13 protein-coding genes are annotated in these 24,208 nt (G+C 40.9%); 2 read left to right on the forward strand and 11 right to left on the reverse strand.

Annotation, left to right across the window (positions count from 1 at the left end):
• Window positions 1-150: 150 nt before the first annotated feature.
• Entirely contained in the window at window positions 151-1,245 is a 1,095-nt protein-coding gene (gene pelA / locus BT_RS11400) for a pectate lyase (RefSeq protein WP_008764019.1), read from the forward strand.
• Between the two features lie 122 nt (window positions 1,246-1,367).
• On the opposite strand, the gene BT_RS11405 is transcribed toward pelA, so the two are convergent.
• The 11 genes from BT_RS11405 to BT_RS11455 all read right to left on the reverse strand — a co-directional run bounded on the left by BT_RS11405 (window position 1,368) and on the right by BT_RS11455 (window position 20,644).
• The gene (locus BT_RS11405; protein WP_008764020.1) at window positions 1,368-2,528 is read right to left on the reverse strand and encodes an acyltransferase; all 1,161 of its coding nucleotides are present in this window, start codon (window positions 2,526-2,528) and stop codon (window positions 1,368-1,370) included.
• Between the two features lie 146 nt (window positions 2,529-2,674).
• The gene (locus BT_RS11410) at window positions 2,675-4,309 is read right to left on the reverse strand and encodes a fumarate hydratase (protein ID WP_008759583.1); all 1,635 of its coding nucleotides are present in this window, start codon (window positions 4,307-4,309) and stop codon (window positions 2,675-2,677) included.
• Between the two features lie 311 nt (window positions 4,310-4,620).
• A complete protein-coding gene (locus tag BT_RS11415; RefSeq protein ID WP_011108193.1) occupies window positions 4,621-6,612 on the reverse strand; it encodes a DUF4954 family protein in 1,992 nt (663 codons plus the stop codon).
• Window positions 6,613-6,668: 56 nt separating this feature from the next.
• The gene (gene hflX / locus BT_RS11420; protein ID WP_008759581.1) at window positions 6,669-7,928 is read right to left on the reverse strand and encodes a GTPase HflX; all 1,260 of its coding nucleotides are present in this window, start codon (window positions 7,926-7,928) and stop codon (window positions 6,669-6,671) included.
• Between the two features lie 107 nt (window positions 7,929-8,035).
• Window positions 8,036-9,496: a SusD/RagB family nutrient-binding outer membrane lipoprotein gene (locus tag BT_RS11425; protein ID WP_008764022.1), complete on the reverse strand. Its 1,461-nt coding sequence runs from the start codon at window positions 9,494-9,496 to the stop codon at window positions 8,036-8,038.
• A gap of 19 nt (window positions 9,497-9,515) precedes the next feature.
• A complete protein-coding gene (locus BT_RS11430) occupies window positions 9,516-12,395 on the reverse strand; it encodes a SusC/RagA family TonB-linked outer membrane protein (protein ID WP_011108195.1) in 2,880 nt (959 codons plus the stop codon).
• A 489-nt stretch (window positions 12,396-12,884) separates the two neighbouring features.
• Complete coding sequence (locus tag BT_RS11435) at window positions 12,885-13,385, reverse strand: lipid-binding protein (protein WP_008759578.1); 501 nt, start codon at window positions 13,383-13,385, stop codon at window positions 12,885-12,887.
• Between the two features lie 10 nt (window positions 13,386-13,395).
• On the reverse strand, window positions 13,396-14,088 hold the full coding sequence (locus BT_RS11440) for a BT_2262 family domain-containing protein (protein WP_011108196.1): 693 nt from the start codon (window positions 14,086-14,088) through the stop codon (window positions 13,396-13,398).
• A 27-nt stretch (window positions 14,089-14,115) separates the two neighbouring features.
• Complete coding sequence (locus tag BT_RS11445; RefSeq protein ID WP_008759577.1) at window positions 14,116-15,612, reverse strand: SusD/RagB family nutrient-binding outer membrane lipoprotein; 1,497 nt, start codon at window positions 15,610-15,612, stop codon at window positions 14,116-14,118.
• Window positions 15,613-15,624: 12 nt separating this feature from the next.
• On the reverse strand, window positions 15,625-18,579 hold the full coding sequence (locus BT_RS11450; RefSeq protein ID WP_008759576.1) for a SusC/RagA family TonB-linked outer membrane protein: 2,955 nt from the start codon (window positions 18,577-18,579) through the stop codon (window positions 15,625-15,627).
• 874 nt (window positions 18,580-19,453) lie between these two features.
• Window positions 19,454-20,644: a site-specific integrase gene (locus tag BT_RS11455; RefSeq protein ID WP_011108198.1), complete on the reverse strand. Its 1,191-nt coding sequence runs from the start codon at window positions 20,642-20,644 to the stop codon at window positions 19,454-19,456.
• A gap of 450 nt (window positions 20,645-21,094) precedes the next feature.
• Here BT_RS11455 and BT_RS11460 point away from each other — a divergent pair, with 450 nt between their 5' ends.
• Window positions 21,095-24,190 carry a SusC/RagA family TonB-linked outer membrane protein gene (locus tag BT_RS11460; protein ID WP_225011931.1) on the forward strand — a complete coding sequence of 1,032 codons (3,096 nt, stop codon included), beginning with the start codon at window positions 21,095-21,097 and terminating at the stop codon, window positions 24,188-24,190.
• Window positions 24,191-24,208 lie beyond the last annotated feature (18 nt).

Genomic DNA, 24,208 nt, shown 5'->3' on the forward strand with positions numbered 1-24,208 from the left:
GACTTTTATTCTCCTGTTTTCATTGGGCTAATCATCTGATAAAAGCGATTAGCCCAATTTTTATGCCATAAAGAACAGATATTACCCTTCATTCCCGACCTTTTCTTCTACATTTGCACGCACCATAACATTCACTTAACAATAGAAGTCATGAGACAAACAGCCTTTTTCTTTCTGTTACTTTTCATTCAGACTGGAATTTCAGCCCAAGCAACAGATTACAGGAAACAACAGAATTACAAAGAATGGGTACACCTCGCTCCCAAGTTCGATGATGCCTTTTTCCGGACAGAAGAAGCACAACGCATTGGAGACAATGTATTGCTATACCAGCAAGTCACCGGAGGCTGGCCCAAAAACATCTATATGCCGGCAGAACTGACTGAGCAGGAATATGCCAAAGCAAGGAATGCGAAAGAAGACGTCAACCAAAGTACCATTGACAACAATGCCACGACAACTGAAATCCAATATCTGGCCCGTCTTTATCAAGCTACACAAAAAGAGAAATACAAAGAAGGAGTACTGAAAGGTATCCAATATCTGCTCAAAGCACAATATGACAACGGTGGATGGCCTCAGTTCTATCCGCGTCCTACAGGATACTATGTCCAAATCACATACAATGACAACGCAATGGTCAGAGTCATGCAGCAGTTACGGGAAATCTACGAGAAGCAGTCCCCTTATACCTTCATCCCCGATGAAACCTGCCAGCAAGCACGTAAAGCCTTTGACAAAGGAATAGAATGTATCCTCCGGACACAGGTTCGCCAAAACGGGGAACTGACAGTATGGTGTGCACAGCATGACCGCATCACACTGGAGCCCTGCAAGGCACGTGCATATGAGTTGCCTTCATTGAGCGGACAAGAATCTGACAATATCGTGCTTCTGCTGATGTCTCTCCCCCATCCATCGGAAAAAGTAATTGAATCGATAGAATCAGCCGTCAAATGGTTCAAGAAGTCCGAAATAAAAGGAGTACAAAAAGAATACTTCACCAACAGTGACGGAAAAAGAGATTATCGGATGATCCCTTGCGAGGATTGCCCCGTACTATGGGCACGTTTTTATGAACTGGACACCAATCGTCCTTTCTTCTCCGACCGCGACGGAATTAAAAAATACGATATCTCAGAAATCGGACATGAACGCCGGAACGGATATAGCTGGTACAATAAAGACGGCAACAAAGTACTGGCAAAATATGAGAAATGGAAAAAGGAATTAAATAGGAAATAATACCGGAGGATGCGATAAGAGGGGATGTCAAAAGTCAATAGTAACTAAACTCTCCTCCTTCCTGAAGGAGTTTAGTTACTATTGACTTTTGATAACCTCTTACCTATTTCTATTTTCTATGACTATCCTACTATATATTTAGCAACCTTTCCCGCACGATAGATCAGCCATACCAATCCCCATGAAACAGCGAAAGCAAGAATAGCGGCTACAGGTATCTGCAAACCAATCGGCATATCAATAGCTCTCATCAGCACGACCGACGGCCCTGTAAAGAAATAATGTATCATATAAATACCGAATCCGCATACAGTGAGATTCGCCAATGCCTTTTTCATCCTTTCCGAGTTCACTTTCACTTTCTTTGCCAACATAAACACAGGTATCGTCATCATTACAACATTAAGAGAACAATACGTAAAGAAGAGTTCCAGCATCTCATCCGTATATTCCGGCAATGCGGTTATATGTCTGAAACCTAAGAATGTCACCGCATAACCGACTGCAAACATCGGAATGCCAATCGTCAACGTTTTTTTCAAGCTCCATTCCAGATTCTTCAGATAATGTCCCAACAACAGATAGCCATTGAAACCGGCAAAAGCATACAGCATTCCAAAAGAGTTCCATGAACAGGTTCCCCATAAATAATTAGAAACAAACTGATAATAATAAGGAAGCAGCAAAGTTACCCCCCAAGCCAGCAGGAACATCAGTTTGGCACGTTCCGAAGCCTTCTCTACCCAAGCTGAGAAAACCGGCAAATACAGATACAGCCCGATTAGCAGATAAATATACCACATATGCACGGCTAAGATGGAGAAGTTGAACGGAATCATCAAAATATATTCCAAAGATACAGAGAATGACTGCCGCATCACTTCCTCTCCCGCATACGGGAAGAAATCAAGAATAATCTGAGGATTCAGTCCCAACAGGCCTGTAATCCAAGGGAACAGATTATAGAGCACCGACCATATCAGGAACGGATAAAAGACGCGGGGAATACGTTTCTTGTAAAAAGTAGAAGCATCACCTCTTACAGGCAGAAGCAATGCACCGGTAATCATCACAAACAGAGGCACACACGGACGCAGTACAGATCCGTAGATAGCACCCCAAAGTTTTATTTCTCCGATATTCGGAGCCGTGCCGGGATAAAAATTAAACGGATCGGTGCAATGACAGCAGACAACTGTAAACATCGCAATAAAACGAACGACATCCAGCCAGACAATATGCTGGTTCTTTTGATTGGATAAATTCATCACAGGTGGTTTCATGGTGTTTTAATTATTAGATAAGCAAGTTTATAAAAAAAGGGATACCCATACGAAAACTGACAGGTATCCCAAATGAATGTTTATGTAATCAACCGCAAGAATAACTTGCCATTACTTATTACTTGTTACTTATTACTTGTTATTTGTTATTTGGCACAACGTGGTTTAATCTGTTTGAAGAAGTCATTTCCTTTGTCATCTACCAGAATAAATGCCGGGAAATCTTCCACTTCAATTTTCCAGATTGCTTCCATGCCCAGTTCCGGATATTCTACGCACTCAATGCTCTTGATGTTGTTCTGAGCAAGGATTGCAGCCGGTCCGCCGATAGAACCCAGATAGAAGCCGCCATATTTCTGACAAGCATCTGTAACCTGCTGGCTACGGTTACCTTTCGCCAACATAACCATGCTGCCACCGTGGCTCTGGAACAGCTCAACATACGAGTCCATACGTCCGGCAGTTGTCGGGCCCATTGAACCGCAAGCCATACCAGCCGGAGTCTTGGCCGGACCAGCATAGTAAATAGGATGATCCTTGATATACTGAGGCAAATCTTCTCCACGATCCAGACGTTCTTTCAGTTTAGCGTGAGCGATATCACGGCCAACGATGATAGTACCGTTCAGTGACAGACGAGTAGATACAGGATATTTGGTCAGTTCTTTCAGAATCTCAGCCATCGGACGGTTCAGATCAATCTTCACTACATCACCTTCACCGGCCTGACGCAATTCTGCCGGAATCAGGCTACCCGGATTTGAATCCAGTTTCTCAATCCAGATACCATCTTTATTGATTTTACATTTGATGTTACGGTCGGCAGAACAAGACACGCCCAGACCTACCGGACAAGAAGCACCGTGACGAGGCAGACGAATGATACGAACATCATGTGCCAGATATTTACCGCCGAATTGTGCACCCAGACCGATCTTGTGAGCTTCTTCCAGTACTTGTTTTTCCAGTTCGATATCACGGAAAGCACGGCCAAATTCATTTCCCGTAGTCGGCAGATTATCGTAGAAGTGAGTAGACGCCAGTTTCACTGTCAGCAGGTTCTTCTCAGCAGAAGTACCGCCGATCACAAAAGCGATATGATAAGGAGGACAAGCGGCAGTTCCCAGAGTCTTCATTTTTTCCACCAGGAACGGAACCAGTGTACCGGGGTTCAAAATTGCTTTTGTTTCCTGATACAGATATGTTTTGTTGGCAGAACCACCACCTTTCGTTACGCAGAGGAATTCATATTCCATCCCTTCGGTAGCTTCGATGTCAATCTGTGCAGGCAGGTTACATTTTGTATTTACCTCATCATACATATTCAGAGGCGCATTCTGAGAGTAACGCAGGTTTTCTTCGGTATATGTTTTGTAAACACCCAGTGACAGAGCTTCCTCGTCGGTATAGCCGGTCCACACTTGCTGTCCCTTTTCACCGTGGATAATAGCAGTACCGGTATCCTGACAGAATGGAAGTACACCTTTGGCAGCCACTTCCGCATTACGCAGGAAAGTCAGTGCTACGTACTTATCGTTCTCGCTGGCTTCCGGATCACTCAGAATCTTAGCAACCTGTTCATTGTGCGAACGGCGAAGCATGAATGACACATCACGAAAAGCTGCATTTGCCATCGCAGTCAAGCCTTCTTTCTCAATTTTCAGGATAGGATTTCCTTCAAACTCGCTTACCGATACATAGTCTTTTGTAAGCAGATAATACTCAGTGGTATCTTTTCCCTTTTCAAACATGGGTTGATACTTAAACGGAGGTGTTGCCATAATTTCTTATTTTATTACGTAATGTTAGTTAGTGAGGCAAAGGTAGTAATTAAAAATAAAGAATGATAACGGAAGAATGAAGAATTAAGAATGAATAACGCAGAAAGGAACTATGCCCACCGCAACAAGAATTTATTCTCATTGCAGTGAGAACTTTTTCTCATGCCTATGAGTATTTTTTCTCACTGCGATGAGAAAATTTTCTCATTGTGGTGAGAATTTTTTCTCATCGATATGAGAATGGTCTGAGAACTTTATATCACAATAACTACTGTTAATGAGGCAACTAGCCAATAAGCCGGCTTTAAATTTTACTCTTGAATGGACCCGATTCTTTTGATCAATTCATTGCCAAGCGCAGTTTTGTCCTCAATATGCTTCAAGACAGCCGTCACAAACGTGTTACTTTCAAAATCACCACGTACTTGTTCAAAGTCCTGCTTCATTTCATCGTGAGAACCGTCGGCTCCGAATCCTGTCATCGAAGACAGCGAGAACTCTTTGCGGGCATCATCATATACCATTTTATCAAGGCCGACTACCGCCTCTTTCCACGCTTTTACGATACGGATTATGTCTTGTGCCGTTATTTCGTCCGGATTCAAGCCGTAAAACTCCTGAATCTTGTTGTAAGCCCAGGTCCACTCATACGTATAATAATTCTCATGCATTTCCGCAAAGCTGGCGTTGATGGACTTCAACCGGTTGACAGAACCGTTTTCGATGCCATCGAGCAGACGGTCTATTTCACTCTTAGGAGCGATCAGTCCGGACATATCCACCCATTCGCCGGTACCGATTTCCGTGTCCGGTTTCAGACGCTGGCGTATTTCTTCGTTACTTTGGAAATTAATGCCTTCCAGGCGTTTTATGATGGAGTTACCCAAAAACTTATGAATAGCGATCTCATAAAAACGGATACCATTATTTAAAGAGGAGTTCTTGATCTTTGCGCTCTGATAGGAATAGATTTCAGATGTTTCGCCGGATACCCGCCTAAGCTCTTTCAGAATAGAACGTCCCTTGAACATTTTCTGAATGGTGTATGGACTCAGAAGATTGTAATTGATATAATCCAATCGGTTCGGGTCTTTCCGTTTGTCACGTTTCGGCCACTTCTGAGCATCGCGAATGGTACCCACACTTCTCAGATTCACTCCCGGAACCAGATAAGTCGTGTTCCGTTGCTCGATCAGATAAGAGAAAGGAAGATTGGAGGTATCGGCATGATTAACGTGGCGTCCCATTACCAGAGAAAAGGCTCCGACACGTGCCGGCCATAAGATATAGGAGTCGGAGGTCGTTTTGGCTCCTCTTTCCATGGTTCCCTGATGGATAGGCCCCAGTTTATACATATGGTTGCTCTGATTCGATCCCGATCCCGCATTCATAAACGAGAACATACCGGCAATCAATAAAGTCGATTTGTGGTGAGTCACCGTGAAAGGTCCCGCAAAGATGGCGCATGCCTCCCCGTTCTCTCCCTGGCAGTTACTGAAAAACAAGGAATCGGAGGCTGAATAGTTATGTCCCAGTTTGCAAGACTGACCGACAAAACAACGGGTCAGCATCGTTCCGTCATCTACTTCGGAACCGGAAGAGATAATGAAATCATCACATATTACTCCATGCCCGATATGCACTGGCGCTGTCACATTACTGTTGACGCTACCGTTTGTCAAACGGCAAGTACCGCAGATATGGCAATAATCACCGATCCGTACATTCTTGATAGACCCTGTGTTCAGAATCATCACATGATCACCTATACTACCTACCGCAGAAGCATGCTTGTTGGAATAATAATCGGCAATCGCCTTCATGCGATTAATCAGTTCCGGACGGTGACGATACAATGCAAGTATGTACGCCTGGTGTGCCGACAGTTTATCATTGATCAGCACTTCACGTCCGCCCGTTTCATTGAGCACTGTCGCTTCCACCCCATTACCAAAGGTGCTTAGCCCGTCTACCAAAATGATATCCACATTTTCAATGAAGGTATCATTTCCGATTTCATAATTAGCAATGTAGTTTTGAATGTTTTCAATGCAGCAGTTATCCCCTACTACCACATTGTGCAGAGTTACATGACGGAGTCCCGAATGTTTTCTGATCCCTCCGGGCAGTGTAAATTCGGCATCAAATACGCCTAACTTCACTTCACCCGAAAAGCGGGTATGGTGAACATACTCACAGTTAAACCCCTCGGCAACCAAAACATTTCCCCAATCATCAGCCAGACACGACTGGCTCTTCAACTGAAGCACTTCGTCCTCAGTCAATTTACGATAGTCTTTCATATAGATAAAAATAGATATGTACCGCCTCCCCCAATCAGTAAGCGGTACATTGATTATTATTCTTCCTCTTCGTAAGTCTGATAAAGAAAATCGTTATAGGGGTACTTTTGAACATGCAATTCTTTCACTCGCTGATAAACTACATCTTTCAGTTCGTCTATATTGATTCGTTCGCGGGCGGAAATAAAGAGGCAGTTGTCCTCCATCTTTGCCATCCACGTCTTCATCAGTTCTTCGAGTGTTAAGTTTTCCTTTGTTCGGGGGGTAAGGTCGTCCGGCGCCTTCTCCACGTAGGTGTAGGCGTCTATTTTATTGAATATAAGTATCATGGGTTTGCCACCGCCGCCAATGTCGGCAAGTGTCTTGTTCACCACTTCGATCTGTTCTTCAAATCCGGGGTGAGAAATATCTACTACATGCACCAGTAAATCGGCTTCACGCACCTCATCCAAAGTCGATTTGAATGAGTCTACCAGGTCAGTGGGCAACTTACGGATAAATCCGACTGTGTCCGACAGAAGAAATGGCAGGTTATCGATGATCACTTTGCGTACTGTTGTATCGAGCGTAGCGAACAGCTTGTTTTCGGCAAACACTTCGCTCTTTGCCAGCAAGTTCATGATGGTCGACTTTCCAACATTTGTATAGCCGACCAATGCGACACGGATCATACGTCCGCGGTTCTTGCGCTGTGTGGCTTTCTGTTTGTCTATTTCCGCCAGACGTTCTTTCAACAGTGACATACGGTTGAGGATAATACGGCGGTCCATTTCGAGCTGCGTTTCACCCGGTCCGCGAAGTCCCACAGAACCTCCTTTACCGCTTCCGCTACCGGAGCCACCACCCTGACGTTCCAGGTGAGTCCAGAGTCGTTGCAAACGTGGTAACATGTATTTGTACTGAGCCAGTTCTACCTGCGTTTTCGCATTGGCAGTCTGTGCACGCATCGCAAATATATCGAGGATCAATGAAGTACGGTCTAGTATCTTTACTTTCAGTTCGGCTTCAATGTTACGTATTTGTTTCGCGGAAAGTTCATCATCAAAGATAACCATTCCCACTTCACGTTCTTCTTCCTCTTCTGTCCGTATATATTGTCTGATCTCTTCCAGTTTTCCTTTTCCGACATAAGTAACCGAATTGGCTGTCGGCAATTTCTGTGTAAATCGTTTCACTACCTCCGCCCCAGCCGTCTCAGCAAGGAAAGCCAATTCATCCAGATACTCGTTCGTTTTCCGCTCATCCTGCATCTGAGTAATGAGTCCGACAAGTACTGCGGTTTCTACTTTGGCTTCGGATATTATAAATTCTTTCATTCTTTAACTTCTACTATATAAATCTAAATATGGTCGCAAATATAACAAAAAAAAAAGAGGACAATGTTGTATTGTCCTCTTTTTCGTAACCATTTATAATAATTCAATTATAAATCAAACCATAACTTTTCCCAAATTTTCGGAGATTCTTTCGGTGCATTGATATTAGCAGTCATCTCTTCCGGGCTATACTCCCATCTTCTGATCAGTTCTTTTGAAGTTGCATCTTCCGGCACTTGTAAGGTCGGGACTTCATTTCCAGCAGTACCAGAACGTCTCCACTGTACAAACTCCTCAAACGGACGATCCATTAAATCAATCCACTGCTGCATATGAATCTCATACAGTGCTTTCTCCTGAGTCAGCGCTGTCAATTCCGGCAAACCTGTAACATATGTATCAATATCCGCTTCCGCTACTCCATAAAATGCACATGCTTCCCGAATGCCTTTCTTATACAATTCATTAGCCTTCGACAAATTCTGAGCAACTCCCAAACCGCGCGCATAAGCTTCCGCTTCCAGAAGCAACTGCTCCTGGCAAGAGTATATTAACTCCGGTGCATCTTTTCTGAAAAGATAACTGCTCACAACAGATGATAACATATTATCTTTGTCATCAGTAACAGCAGGTTCACGGTTACCTAAGCCTCTATATACACCGTCGGCACCCGGTTCAAAATAACAAGGAATACGGGGGTCATTACGTTCCTGCATCGGCTTCAGCATATAGTTGCTGGCAAAAAACAATATCTGTGTACCGCCAACCAATTCTATAAGTTCATACTTAGGATTCTGGTTACCCGGTTCTGCAGAATAAGGGAACACCAAATTATCTGATGCTGATGATACCATGCCTCCAGCCTGTAACAACGTACCAATGGCAGTAGCTTTAGAAGGATCTTTGTCCACCATAACCATCAGTGTTCTGAACTTTAAAGATTTGGCCAAAGTCATCCATTTATTCATATCACCTTTATAATAGATATCGTATTCATCAATCGCATTGGCATCATTCAAATCCATGATCTGCAGTGCTTCATCAAGCAATGACAACACCCCATTCAATACACTTTCCTGAGAATCAAATTTCGGATACTTAATTGTTCCGTTCCAAGATTCAGTGAAAGGGATATCCCCCCATAGCATCGTCGCTTCATACATATGTTCAGCCAACAGAATCTTACACTGTGCAATAGCATTGTGATTCACCGGATCTGCTTCTTCCGCATTTTTAATAGCCAGCATCAAGTTATTACCACCGACAGAGTAGTAATGTTTCCACGTATTTCCTGTACTATAAGGGGAAATGGTATATACCGATTCATCCCAGCCACCATAATCAAGTCCACCATCAACCTGACACTGTGAACTCATTGATAACGGAATATAGAAGTCACCACCGGTACGTGTTCCGGCCCAGTTTACGGCTACATAGTTAAACAAATATCCGGGATCAACTTTCTCGGCAGTATTGGGGTCATGGTTGATATCAAGCCAGTCGCTGCATGAAGTAAATAACCCACATGTCAAAGCGCTCAATGCATATGCTAATATTTTCTTTTTCATAATCATGTTCGTTTAATTCTTACAATGTTAGTCTGAGATTAAATCCGAAACTTCTGGTAGAAGGGATACTGTTAAACTCTACACCGCCTCCGATCTGAGAAGGACCGAAGAAGTTAGCTTCCGGATCAATATGCGGCACATGATCTTTGATGATCCATAAGTTACGTGCCTCGAAGCCTAAATCCAATGATTTAACAAAGAAACTCTTAAACCATTTACGCGGAAAACTATAGGACAATTGCACTTCTCTAAGTTTCACAAATGATGCATTATAGATATTTCCTTCATTATTACTGGAGTTCGCCACATGCTGCCAGTAGTCCTGCATACTCTTCACCGGAACATCATTAGGTCTGTAAGTTCCGTCATCCTGAAGAATAACACCCGGTTCAATAAAAGAGGCATCTTCACGGTGAGCCACTGTTTCTGCAGCCAAACCACTGCTTCTCAAATTAGCTACTGTTTCCGAATATAAGGAACCTCCATGACGGATATCAATCAAGAAACTAAAAGTCAGCCCTTTATAAGTAAGTGTATTGTTGATACCCATTGTAAAGTCAGGATAAACGTCTCCCAAACGTACGTTATTGACTGTTTCTCTCAAACCTGTCTTAGAGTTGATTACATAATTACCTTGATCATCACGCTTCCAGGCAGTACCGTACAAACCGAACGAATCACCTTTGGCAGCCTTAATCTGCAAACCACTCAATCCGCTAGTCAATGTATATTCATCAAGTCCTTCAGCCAACTCTTCTACAGTCTGCTTATTAGAAGCAAACGTTGCATCCAAGTCCCATTTAAAGTTACGTGTTTCTACAGGAGTCAAGCCCAAAGTTACTTCGACACCCTTATTGGCAATCTTTCCGGCATTGATATTATTAGCAAAGTAACCTGTTGATAACGGGACATCAATACTTACAATCTGATTCTTTGTGATATTGCTATAATAAGTCATATCCAAACGAATCTTTCCACCAAAAAAACGTAAATCAGCTCCGACTTCGAATGAACTTTGGTTCTGAGGTTTCAAGTTTTCATTCGGCAGAACACGAGGCCCGGTAAAACCAACCAGTCCCATGTGTGGGAAAGTATTGACATTACCCAGATATTGCAAAAAGTAAGTACTAGCTGGAGTATATTTAAATGCCAAATTGTACGGATCTTCGTCACTACCCACATTCGCATAACTTAAACGAATCTTACCGTAATTCAGGATGTCTTTATTCTCCATCAATTCTGTGAAAATAAAGCTACCGCTGATAGATGGATAGAAATAAGAACGGTTATTAATAGGCAGAGTAGACGACCAGTCATTACGTCCTGTTACATTAATAAAAAGCATATCTTTGTATCCCAAGCTAATATCTCCGTATAAACCGACAAGACGTTTCTTTTCATAATAATTCACCGGAGTAGTAGATTTCGCATTAGTATATGTATACAATCCGTCAACTACCAGGTTCTGAGCTTGTACATTTTCATTCTTCCATTCTTCCTGATAGAGATTATGACCTACCATCGCCTTAAAATGATAATCATTGGCAAAAGTCTTCTCATAGGAAACCATTAAGTCATTATTTATAATTCTTTTATACAAATTCCAAGTCTGAAACTTACCATTTAAGGCTCCTACAGTACCCTTTGCGTAAAGTTTACGTCTTCCTTCTGTATAGAAGTCAGTTCCGGCATTGTTAGTGATAGTCAATCCTTCAATCGGCTTATAAGTCAATGTGATATTACCGATCATACGATCCAGATTATTGGTAAATTTATTCTTATTAATAATCCAGTACGGATTATTACTTTTGCCTTCCGGATCCAACGTAACCTGTTTGCCATTTTCATCAATCCAGTTCTGCTTAATATCATGAATATCAATCGTTCTTGGCAATCCATTGATTAAAGGAATCAGCAAGTTGCTATCATTTGCCCCCTGTGCCGGACGACCTTCAGAATCTGAACGTATATATTGGGCAGAGATGCGTCCTGTGAAGTTGCTAGTAAAGTTCATACCTGCATTCACAGAGAATGCATATTTGTTATAGTCAGAACCTGGCACAACACCGGTCTGATTAGTAGAAGTAAAGCTCAAACGGAAATCAGCCTTTTCACCACCTCCGGCTACTGACACATTATTAATATAGCTCATTCCGGTTTCATAGAAATCCTTCACATTATCAGGATTTGCTTTCAAGGTCACTTTATCTCCTTTATAATCTGTAAATTGCTGATCTTGTACCGATGAAATCTTCGGTCCCCATCCATTCAGCATTTTTACATTATATACTCCGTAGCTACCTTGTGCATACTCATTCTGGAAATCAGGCAATTTAAGTACATTCTCAAATCGTGTTGAAGAGTTTACCGTAACAAATACCGGTGAATTCTTCTTCCCTTTCTTAGTAGTAATAACAATTGCACCGTCTTTTGCACGTGCTCCATACAATGCAGTTGCAGCTGCACCCTTCAATACGTTAATAGATTCAATATCGTCAGAGTTGATATCTCCTGCACGGTTACCTACATCGACTATACCATTGGTTCTGTCAGGATTGTAAGAACCATTGTCAATAGGAAGTCCGTCAATAATAAATAAAGGGGAAGAAACTGTGCCAATAGAGGAAGCACCACGAATCTGTATACTTGAACTACCACCTACCGTTCCAGACGACTGTGCAATTTGCAAACCTGCAATCTTACCGGACAATGAATTAAGCACATTACTTTCACGCGCTTTAGTTATCTCATCTCCTTTTACACTGGATACTGCATAACCTAAAGATTTTTCAGATCGCTTAATACCCATAGCTGTTACCACTACCTCTTCAAGATTCTGAGAATCAGACTTTAACAAAACTTTCAAAGTAGGTTTGATTACGACTTCTTGTGTTTGCATACCAATATACGAAATCTGCAAAGTCTTTGCAGAACTAATGGATTTATATATAACTGATAATCAGTTAGGTATATAGGGGATAAATCAGTAACACCAGTCGATATTTTATCAAGCAGAAATAGCTTATATATCTATTTGACAGTTAATTACCCTAATTCAGCTAATGTTTTACTCTCTTTTATGTAATACCACTTCTCTACCGAAATGAAAACTATTTATCTTATAATCAATATTATATCTATAAAACAAGGAGCTATTATAAACAAAAAATAGTATCATGCTATAAGAGGCGCTTTTATTTGTATACAATTAATCAGGTAATGGATGTTGCTAATTAAAAACATTGTCCCATTCATTTTTCTTTTAAAGGCAAGGAAATATTGTAAATATTGGAGACTGCTTATATATTGATCTGTCTTAGTTGAGGTTAGATTGCAAAAAGGCTGCTCCGATCATTGGAACAGCCCTCTCTATATTTAAACTCTTCTGTTAAAAATCGTCAGCAGGGAAACCTGTTCGACGGAAGCCTGAAACTTTATAAGTTAATCCATCTTCATCGTCGTCGAATTGTACCATATATACGATACTGTCAGCAGGCATACCACTAGGAGTTGTGGCAGCTTTTTCCAGTACCTTGCCATCAGTTATTTTCACTTTGGATTCATATGTTACATTATCCACAAAGCCTGTTGTCGAGAAAGTCCTCGCTGCATAATTCACGTTTACTTTCAGTTTATATTCCCAGAAGTTTCCTAAATCATCCAACCACATTTCAGTTTCACTGTTGCTGGCTGTATTGTAAGTACTCATTTGCAGATGTCCTGCTCCGAAAGGATCTTCTACTTCTTTCCCGTCAATAAATGCATTCACTGTCACCCACCAGTCTCCTGCCATTTTTTCAACAGCAGTACCACCTGGTTCTGTATCGTTGTCGCATGCCACGAATGTAAAAGCCAGTGAAGCTAAAAGTAATATCATATATTTCTTCATAATCGTATTTTTATTGTTTTACTATAATGTCAAAAGATAGCTGACCGGCATAAGCAACAGTCCATTTCAGAGTCCCAGTCGCAGGGTCCAATAATGTATTAGTCATTTGATCCATGGAATCTCCCCAACCTGCAACATAACTTTCCAGAGGAGTAATGGTATTATCATCATTCAATTCGAATTTGCCAACCATTGCATAGTCCGGTCCATAGCCAGCACGCTGGTCATACCAGCCTCCTAAGAAATCGCTGATATAAAAAATCCCCGGTTCCATCTGGAAAATCACAATCTCATATCCACTGAAAGCTACCACAGAAGGGGCGGTACGTTTGCTTCCTTCGGCTACGGTATAAATTCCGGATTTCAAAGGAGAAGCAGTATTATCTGCCACATATACTGTTCGTGTAAATGTTTTGGCAAAACCGTCCTCGTTGTATGCCGCATATACTAAATTGTAGATTCCCGGAGTGTTGACATCAACACTACCTTTTATCTGAACAGATTCAGTAATATCTTCTCCGTTCATTTCCGCATAATATCCCGGCTCCACAAAGGGTTGCCCTTTTTCTAAAACGATCTTTTCATCACCCTCTCTTTCCAACGTAACAAAATAGGTGACTTTAGAAGTGTCATCTGTTGATTTGTCGCAAGCTCCAAAGACAAACGGCAAACATACTAATATGCTGTATATTATATTTTTCATACGTAAAACTTACTAAGTTATTGGTTACTATTTGATATCCCACCAAACCGGAGTACTTCCCGGTACCCCTGCAGGAGTATTCACATTTTGCTGACGTGCGCTTAATGGATAAGTCATACGTTTCATCAGTCCACCCGCTTCCAGACCATTAGTCCATGGAGCAACTAACTCTCCCGGAGTGTATACTGACTCACTAGCCTGTATCTGTGCTGCTGAATAAGAAGACAGTTTCGGACAATCTGTACGACGAATCTCACTCCATGCTTCCATATGATCCATGTAGAAAAGAGATACCCATTTCTGCATATATATCAAGTTTAACTTGTCTGCCTGTGTAGAAGCAGCAGACCATGCACACGCTCCTTCCAAAATGGTATTCTCTTGACCTGCAAATCCACGAACGGCAAAGTCTGCAGTTACACCTGCTTCATAAGCACTCTTTGCATTCGCATCATCATTGTGAAAACGAGCATATACCTCAGCTATCAGGAATTGTAATTCAGCCTGAGTAAAGAAATAGACAGGTTTTGTGGCTCCGATAGAGTAATCAATCGCACTTACGTTTTTGTTTTTCCAGTTGTCAGTACCCAGAATGCTTTGCATATGTGTTTTTCCTCCGGGAAGTTGACCGACATACTTTCCATCCGCATCTGTTTTACTAATACCATAAGCGATTCGAGGGTCTCCCGTGCTGCTTAAATAAGATACTAACGGATAGGCAGCACAATGATTACCGGTCAAGCCGACCGCATTCGTATTATACCATGGATTCCGTTTGTCTGTTTCATCCAAGAAACAATCCAATTTCACGTCACCGGTAAAGAATTCGTTGTTTTGTACTAAGGTCTTCACTTTCTCTGTATACGAAGCCGCATCTATGTTGGCATCAATGAAACGCAGATACATACGGAGGCGAAGAGCATTGGCAAAACCTTTCCATTGAGCGATATTTTTATTGAATATCAAATCCGGCACATCCATACCACTTCCATCCAAAGCAGCTTCTGCCGCATCTATCTCACCTAATATACCTTTATATACTGTTTCACCCGTATCCCACTTAGGTGTGGCATTGGCATTACCTTGCAGAGCTTCCGAATAAGGTGAGTCACTGGTATTATCTACCATTATCTGAAAGGCATATGCTCTTAGTATGGTAGTAGCGAATCGGTCGGCAGGGTTTGTGGTCTTTTCCAGCACCTGCTTTGCATCTTCCAAAGCTCCTGCAAACAGGATTCTATAAGAATAATCCATTTGCTGGGAAGATTCGGTAAATGTATATTCACATAGAGTGTTATACTGATTCGACTCCGGTTTCTGTTCATAGTACTGAGCGAAAAAGCCAGCGTAATTATAAATTTCTCCGCCTACCGCCGAAGCAATGGAAGCACTGATAGAGGGGAATATCAAATCCGCCGTCACCTGATCATTCATCGGGTAGTTCGGGTCGTCATTGATGTTCAGGTCGCAACCTGCAAACAATGCTGTTGTTGCTAATGATGCATATAATAATATTTTTTTCATTTTTATTCCTGTTTAAAATTTAACCATTAAGTTGAAACCGAAACGACGTGAGCTGGGATTAGCCGTGTATTCTCCATAGTTACCTTCAAGGTCGTTACCAAATGAAGTCATTTCGGGATCAATAAATGTATTGCTGGATGGAGTCCAGACAAATAAGTTATTGCCATATGCAGACACTTTTACTGCCTGGAAAGGAGTTTTTGCCAACCATCTTTTGGGCAGGTCCCAACCTAATACAACAGAACGAAGCTTGACGTATGATTTGTCTACCAGGAAGCAGCTTCCCATATCAGAGCCACCGTCGCCCCAGTATTTATAAATGTTAGAGCTTGTAATAGGAGTTGTATTTTCTACATAAGTAACGTTTTCTCCATTCACTATTTTATTTACTGAGTTAGGAACAATCAAAGGATTACGGTCATTGTAGGCAGTCTGTATCGCGTTACCGGTAAAATAGTTTATATCTTTAGTACGTGAATACATCACTCCGCCCTGACGGATATCAAAATCAATGCCTAAGCTTATACCTTTATATTTCAAGTTAGTAGAAACACCCATTTGATATTTGTTATTCATATCTCCGCAGATTCCGAATTCGCTGGCTTCAACCGGAAGACCTGTTGATGAATTTACTACAATACGTCCTTGCGGATCACGTTCGGCTACCTGAGCCTTGAAAACACCAACAGGCATGCCTGTTATAGCGTACATACTGGTACCTCCATTGAGACCATAAATCGTTGTAATGCCACCCAATTCTTCCGGTAAACTGATCACCTTACTCCAGTTCTTCGTGAAGTTCCATGTCAGTTCCCAACTGAAATCTTTTGTTCTTATCGGAGTGCCGCTGATCAGGAGTTCTATACCACGGTTACGAATCTTACCCAGGTTCATATTCTGTGCTGTATAGCCTGAAGCAGGGTCCATAGCCAAAGAGAAAATCTGCTTATCGGTATTCCTATTATAATAAGATACGTCAAAAGAGAGGCGGTTTTTGAAGAAAGCCATATTTAAACCGACTTCAGATTCTGTGGTCATTTCCGGACTTAATGTATTACTTCCGAGTACATTTCCTGCAGAGTAAGCGTTGACACCTCCTAGAGGGAAAGTCAGAGAACCGAAAGGTATTCTATTGGAAGATTGTGCATACACAGGATTAACCATATACACATCAGCATCGTTACCTGTCTTACCCCAGCTGGCGCGTATCTTACCAAAAGTTATCACATCTTGCAGATTGTCATTCAATAATTCGCTGAAAATAAAACTACCGGTAATACCAGGATAGAAGAAACTGCGATTTTCTTTTGGAAGAGTAGAAGACCAGTCATTACGGGCAGTAACCGTTAAATAGAGCATATTCTTCCATGAACCTTCAAACTGTCCGAAAACACCCATCAGACGTCTGAGTTCCATGTGCTGTTCTACTATAGGAGTTTTGCCGGAGTTCTTCAGATTAAACCATGTAGGAATCGTTAAATCATTAACTTCTGAATATTGATAAGAGACTTTACGTTCATTGCCATTGAAACCGACCAGTGCATTGATATTAAAATCGTTAACCGGCATATTGAAATTAACCATAATATCCTGGTTTATCTCGCGACGACGGGTTATCTGCTCAGAATATTGTCCGGTTTCACCAGAGAAAGGACTGCTGGAGCCCTGACCTTCTCCATTAGGAGTACCTTCATAATAAAGAGCGTACAGATTCGGTTTTCCTTTGTCACTTTGTCCTGTTGTAGTATCCAAGCCCATACGGTACGTAAACTTGAAGTATTTCAGGAATTCATAATCCAATTGAAATTTTCCGTAGAATCTTTCAGATTCATATTCATTCAAATAGTTATTCAAAATATAATAAGGGTTCATAACTCCGTAGGGGGTATAATAATATCCCGGAGTGTTGAACGGATCATTCTGGTCTTCCAGTCCTATTATGCTGATATCTCTTGGTGTCTGATATAAAGAGTTTAGCATGGACAAACCTTGTCCCGTAGTAGCAAAGTTATTCTTTTGATAAGCGTAATTCAGTGAAGAAGAGAATGTCAACGCTCCTGCCTTATGGCTGCCGCGTGCAGAAAAAGTATATTTATCGTAGCTGTCAGCATCTGTCGGGATCATACCATCATCGCTGATCTGAGAGAATGATACATAATAATCACTTTTATCTGTAGCTCCATTGAATGAAAGGCTGTTGCTATATCTGAATCCCGCATCAAAAAAGTCTTTGATGTTATCAGGCATTGCCACATAAGGTTTCAGTTTCTGAGAGTTGTTGTACACATTACCCCACAACTGCATGGAACCATCGAAACGAGGTCCCCAGGAACCGTTCTCCAATTCTGTATGGTTGCCGTTCCATCCCATACCAAATTCATTTTGAAATTCCGGCAGACGCAGAACAGTTGACCACTGAACTCCACCGTTATACTCGATTCCAACTCCTTTTTCTTTCCGGCCGCTTTTGGTAGTAATCATGACTACACCGTTGGCAGCACGGCTACCATACAAAGCAGTGGCCGCAGCACCTTTCAAAATAGTCATGTTTGCCACATCATCCGGATTGATAGCGTTGGCACCGTTTCCAAAATCATATCCGCTATTCAAGCCATCTGTAGAGTATACGGTAGAGTTATTCAAAGGTACTCCATCCACGACATATAGTGGTTGGTTGGTACCGGAGAGTGAGCTAACTCCACGGATAATGACCGAATTAGAGGCTCCGGGGTCAGATGAAGTGCTGGAAATCTGTACACCTGCAATTTTACCTGCCAAGCTTGACATCACATCAGATGTACGGCTTTCCGCAATTTTTTCTCCACCCACTGAAGTTGCAGCATAACCTAATGCTTTTTCAGATCTTTTAATACCCATTGCTGTAACAACAACTTCATCGATCTGTTGAGCATCCGACCTAAGTACTACCTTTAAATTAGGCTTAATCGCTACTTCTTGAGTTTGCATACCGATGTACGAAATTTGCAAAGTCTTTGCAGAACTAATTCTTTATATAAAGTGTTGATTATTATAATAATGAGAAATATAAACCTAATCGTCATATATGTTATTGTATCCATATATAAACGTGATAATCAATTATTTATCAGCATTATAACTACCCTTTTCTTTAACGAATGATACCCTGTTTCTATCCATTTCAATCATTTAGTTCATTCATTATAAGAAAGTTATGTCTTTATTTTATTTATATGAGGTATTATTATTGGATACTATTTTTATATTTCCCGAATATTTCTCACCACCAATCATAATGAATGATTACTTTTGGGGCGTGATAGTAGAAAAAGATCAAATCTGAAGAAAAGCATATTTAGTTATGGTATAATTCAAAATATGCAGAACCTGCTTGGGAGAATGACAAAAATCGGCAGGATTTTAAAACAGCAGATCTACGGATGAAATACATCTGTCCGTTTTTTGTTTCCTTGTGCTATATGATTACTTATATCAGCTTGCACCTTTGAATATAAAAGAAATATTTAGTTTCGATATGATATATTTCCCTGTGACAGGAAAGTCTATCAGTTAGAACAGAATTAGAAATTAAAACTACTTTTGGCTCTTCCTTTTAAAGCAATTAGATGTTCCTCGGTGAGTAACGATCTGTTCCTTTTAAAGGAACGGATCGTTCCTTTAAAAGGAAAGAGTCCTGACATTGCACTTTTTATGTATATTACAGTCATTTATATGCGACAAATCATTTGTAAATTGCATATTCTTACATTGATTTATGCATTATTTCTGCCATATTGTTAGATTTTGAATCAACTCTGTTGAAACCAATCTTAAAAACAGGACATTTCCAGACAATCACTGCCTAGCTTTTTGGTCTATTAGCTAATTTTGAATAGGCTGCTTTCTCAAGGTCATGCACAATAGTCATGTCCATGATATTTGCATATACCTGAGTTGTCTTCACACTTTTGTGTCCCAGCAGCTTTTGTACAGTCGTTATATTTGCACCACTATATATCAATAAGGTGGCGTTTGTATGTCGGGCTGTATGGAATGATATCCGTTTGTCTATTTCTGCCAGCTTGGCTAATGCATTCAAGTCTTTATTCACATTAGAGTTATCTTTCAGCTTGAAGAATCCGTTTAAATCGTCTTTGTAGGTCTCCAACACCCGCAGTCCTTTACCTTCAAATAATAAATATAAAGGAAGGCGCACATCAATACCTGTTTTAACAGATTTGTAAATCAGCCACGTCTCCTGATGGAGTTCGACAATATTCGCGGCAGTCAGATTTATAAAATCAGAGTACCGCAAACCGGCGTAACAACAAAATAAAAAGGCATCTTTTGACTTTTGTAACTTCGTAAACTTCCCTTCCAGATTCACCTCCTCCATTTTATTCAGCTCTTCCGGCGACAAGTGCGTATGACTTCCTTCTATGCTTTTGATTTTATATTTTCTGAAAGCATACTTCTGAATATCCATATACTCTTTATTTATAGCTACATTCACATATCGTTTTAAATGCTTCATATGCTTGGCAATGGTATTGAGATGATACCCCTTGGACTGCAGATAATTATCAAATGAAGACACAAATTCGAATGTCAAATCAGTGAATACAATGTCCTTTTTATACTCTTGCAGCAATTCTAAAGTGGAAAGATGATTCTGCCTGGTGCTCTCTTTTAAAGAAGAGTTGCTGACTTCCTCTTTAAAAAAGGTCAGAAATGAATTCCCATTATTTTCCGGTTTTTCAATAGAGTCTTTCAACGAATCCAAGGATATCGATCTTCTCTGTTGCCATAATCCCAGTTCTTTCTGCTCAATGTCAGCTATAAAATCATATAGCATTCGATTTAATGCATCTGAATTAGGATGGTTCTTTACCATTCTACGTTTTACGTCCCACTGGTCTGGTTTGAGGTACACCCTGGTTGAGAAGTACATTTTTCTCCTGTTTAAGTAAGCTTCTACTTGTACCAATGCCATTCCTTTTTTGTTCAGCTTCTTTTTTCTGTTAAACACAAGGCTGTAACTAATCTTCTTCATTCTATTGTCTTTTAGTTAATACTAAGAACAAAATAAACTAAGTTCTGTGCTATAATTAAGGTTGAACCTGCATTAATTTCTGCAAAAATTAAAATTCAATAATTAAGTATTTACATAACTTTAATTTAAATGCTATTTTTTTATCGTCATTTCTTCATAATAAATCAAAAAGAAACGTTTGCAGGGTAGTTTTATATCCAAAAACAAGCAAATAGAATGTTAATTACTACACTTTGCATTCACAAAGTGACATTTCATGCTTGATAAATCACAATATTTATAGCAAATAAAGATGTTTATCAGCATATTTTCGATGTTATAAATAACAATATGTTATATATACAACCTTTTTTTATCAAATTAATTGTTAGTTTCATATTTATTAATAATTTTGCAACTTGTTAGAGTATAGAGACAATTAATGTAAAGTTGAACTTTAAGAGAGAATTTATGAAAAGAAAATTAATGCTGTTATTGGCATGCCTTTTTGTGGGCATAAGCCTAGTAACTGCTCAGACTCAGAAAGTCACAGGCGTTGTGATTTCTGAAGAAGATGGGCAACCAGTTGTTGGAGCCTCTGTGTTGGTAAAAGGTACTACTCAAGGTACAATCACAGACATCGATGGTAATTTTAATTTGGCGAACGTACCAAGTTCTGCAAAGACTTTGCAGATTTCGTATATTGGTATGCAAACACAAGAAGTGGCAATCAAGCCAATGGTGAAAGTTACACTGAAATCAGATGCACAAAATCTTGATGAGGTTATTGTTGTGGCTTATGGTACTGCGAAGAAGTCTTCATTCACAGGATCAGCTGCTGTCATTAAGGCAGATAAAATCGTTTCCGGTTCCAAAGAATCTTTTGACAAGGCATTGTCCGGTAAAATGGCAGGTGTGCGCACAGCCTCAGCAACTGGTGACCCAGGATCTATGGCCGAAATCAACATTCGCGGTGTCGGTTCTATCAGTGCTTCTAAAAGCCCGTTGTATGTTATTGACGGTGTCGTAACAAAGGCTGATGACGACATGAACTACTACGGTAAGACTCAAAGCGTATTGAGTACACTGAATCCTGAAGACATTGAGAGCATGACTGTTCTGAAAGATGCCGCTGCTGCTTCATTGTACGGTTCACGTGCCGCAAACGGTGTTATCATCATTACCACAAAGAAAGGTAAAGAAGGAAAAACGAATGTCAGCTATTCAGGTGAAGTAGGCTGGAACAAGATGGCTGTAAATGCTTTCAATATGATGGGATCAGCCGACTTGATTGACTACACTCGCGAATCATTAGCCAACTGTCTGGTTACTTACGGAATAACAGATAGCAAACAAGCAGCATTGAACAACATCGATAACGGAGGTGATATGTTCATTCCTCTGCTCGACTCACCGGCTACTGTTGCTGACTTTATCCATGACCCATCCGGTAAAGTAAATACGAACTGGAAGAAAGAAATCTATCGTACTGCTTTCACTCAAGATCACCAGATATCTATCAACGGCGGTTCGTCAAAGACTCAGTTCTATGCCGGAGTTGGTTACAATAAGAGCGAGGGTATCGTTCTTGGTAGTGACTTCGAACGTATCTCCGGTCGTCTGAACGTTAATCACAAAGTAAATAACTGGCTGAACGTAGCTCTCAAGCAAATGATAGCCGCTACATCGCAAGATGGTTTCCGCGATCAGGGAGACCAGGCTCAAGGAATGGGTACTTCTTCTCCGATAGGTATTTTATTCGCAATGGACCCGACTGCTCCGGTAAAGAATGAAGATGGTTCATATAATAAAAATGCAGCATGGGGTAAAGTTACCAACCCGCATCTGATGCTAGGTGGTAAAGACAGCGATACAGCTCTGGAGTGGATTCAGACCAAAATGTTCCGTAGCATGACCAATGCAGATGTAACAATCAAATTCTGTGATAAGTTATCACTTAACTCTATCTTTGGTTATGACTATGTAGACAACAAGCACTTTGAATATTGGGATCGCAACAGTGTTAACGGTGGTTCCGTCAGCGGAATGGGTTCTCGTTATACCTTCGAAAGCCGCGTAGCTACCAGCTCTTCTACATTAAACTACACGGATACTTTTAAAGATATGCACAATCTGAACTTGATGGCCGGTTTCGAAGTTGAAAACAGAGACCTGCTACAGATTGTAACTGTTGCCAAACGTTATTCAAGCCACTATCCCGAATTGGCCAACGGACAACCGGACCAAGCTGCAAGTTCAACCTTGGGAGCCGGCATGATGTCATATTTCGCAAGTGGCAATTATAACTATGATAACAAGTATTATCTTTCTGCCAGTTTCCGTCGTGATGGTTCGTCACGTTTGAGTGAAGACAATCGTTGGGCTAGTTTCTGGTCTGTATCCGGTGCATGGAGAATGAGTAAAGAAGGATTTATGCAAGATATGCCGTTATTTACCGACTTCAAGATCAAAGCATCTTATGGTACAAACGGTAACTTGCCCTCAGATTACTATGGTTACATGGACCTGTATACAGGTTCCGGATACGGAAGTGCTCCTGCTATTTACTGGTCAAGAATGGCAAACGACAAATTAAGCTGGGAAAAATCCAAGAACTTCAATATGGGAATTGAATGGAATATGTACGACCGCGTAAATCTGTCTCTGGAATATTACAATAAGAAGACTACGGATTTGCTGTTCGAAGTACCTACTTCATTAATCACCGGCTTTGACTCCCGTTGGGAAAATCTGGGTGCATTGAAGAACGACGGTTTCGAATTGGAACTCAATTCTAAAAATATCAGCAACAAGAACTTTACATGGACTTCAAACTTCAACCTGACTTACCAACGTGCATTGGTAGACAAACTTCCTGAAGGAAAAGATATCCAGTATGGAGACGGAGAAATGTATCTGCACCGTGAGGGAGAGTCAATGTATACATTCTATCTGCCCGAATGGAAAGGTGTAAATCCTGAAACAGGTTTGGGAGAATTCTGGTTAGATCCTGAAGATCACTCAAAGGGAGTGGTAAATGACTACTCCGAAGCAGGTAAGGGAATTGTAGGAAAAGCATTGCCTGATGTTATCGGTGGATTCAGCAACACTTTCACATACAAAGACTTTGACCTGTCATTCCTGATCACTTATCAGTTTGGTGGTGACATGTTCGATTATCCGGGATATTTCTCTCATCATGATGGCGTAAGAATCGGTTCCATGAACCTGTCAGAAGATGTAGCCGGAAACTACTGGAAAAATCCGGGTGATAAAGTAGACAACCCGATGCCTATCTATGCCAACCCTTATCGCTGGGACAGATTCTCAAGCCGCACAATCAAATCGACTGACAATATTCGTCTGAGAGAAATGACAGTAGGATATACTCTGCCGGTATTGAAGAAGCACATTTCCAACTTCCGCATCTACTTCAGAGCAAACAATCTGGCTATGTTGTGGTCGAAGACTAAAAACATTGACCCGGATGTAGCGATCAATGGTTATCGTCAGGCAGATACACCGGCATTGAGAAGCTGTGTATTCGGCATTAATATCAAATTATAATCTATAAACAGACTGAAT

Origin of the sequence: Bacteroides thetaiotaomicron VPI-5482, assembly GCF_000011065.1 — a bacterium.
GTDB classification, from domain to species: Bacteria; Bacteroidota; Bacteroidia; order Bacteroidales; family Bacteroidaceae; genus Bacteroides; species Bacteroides thetaiotaomicron.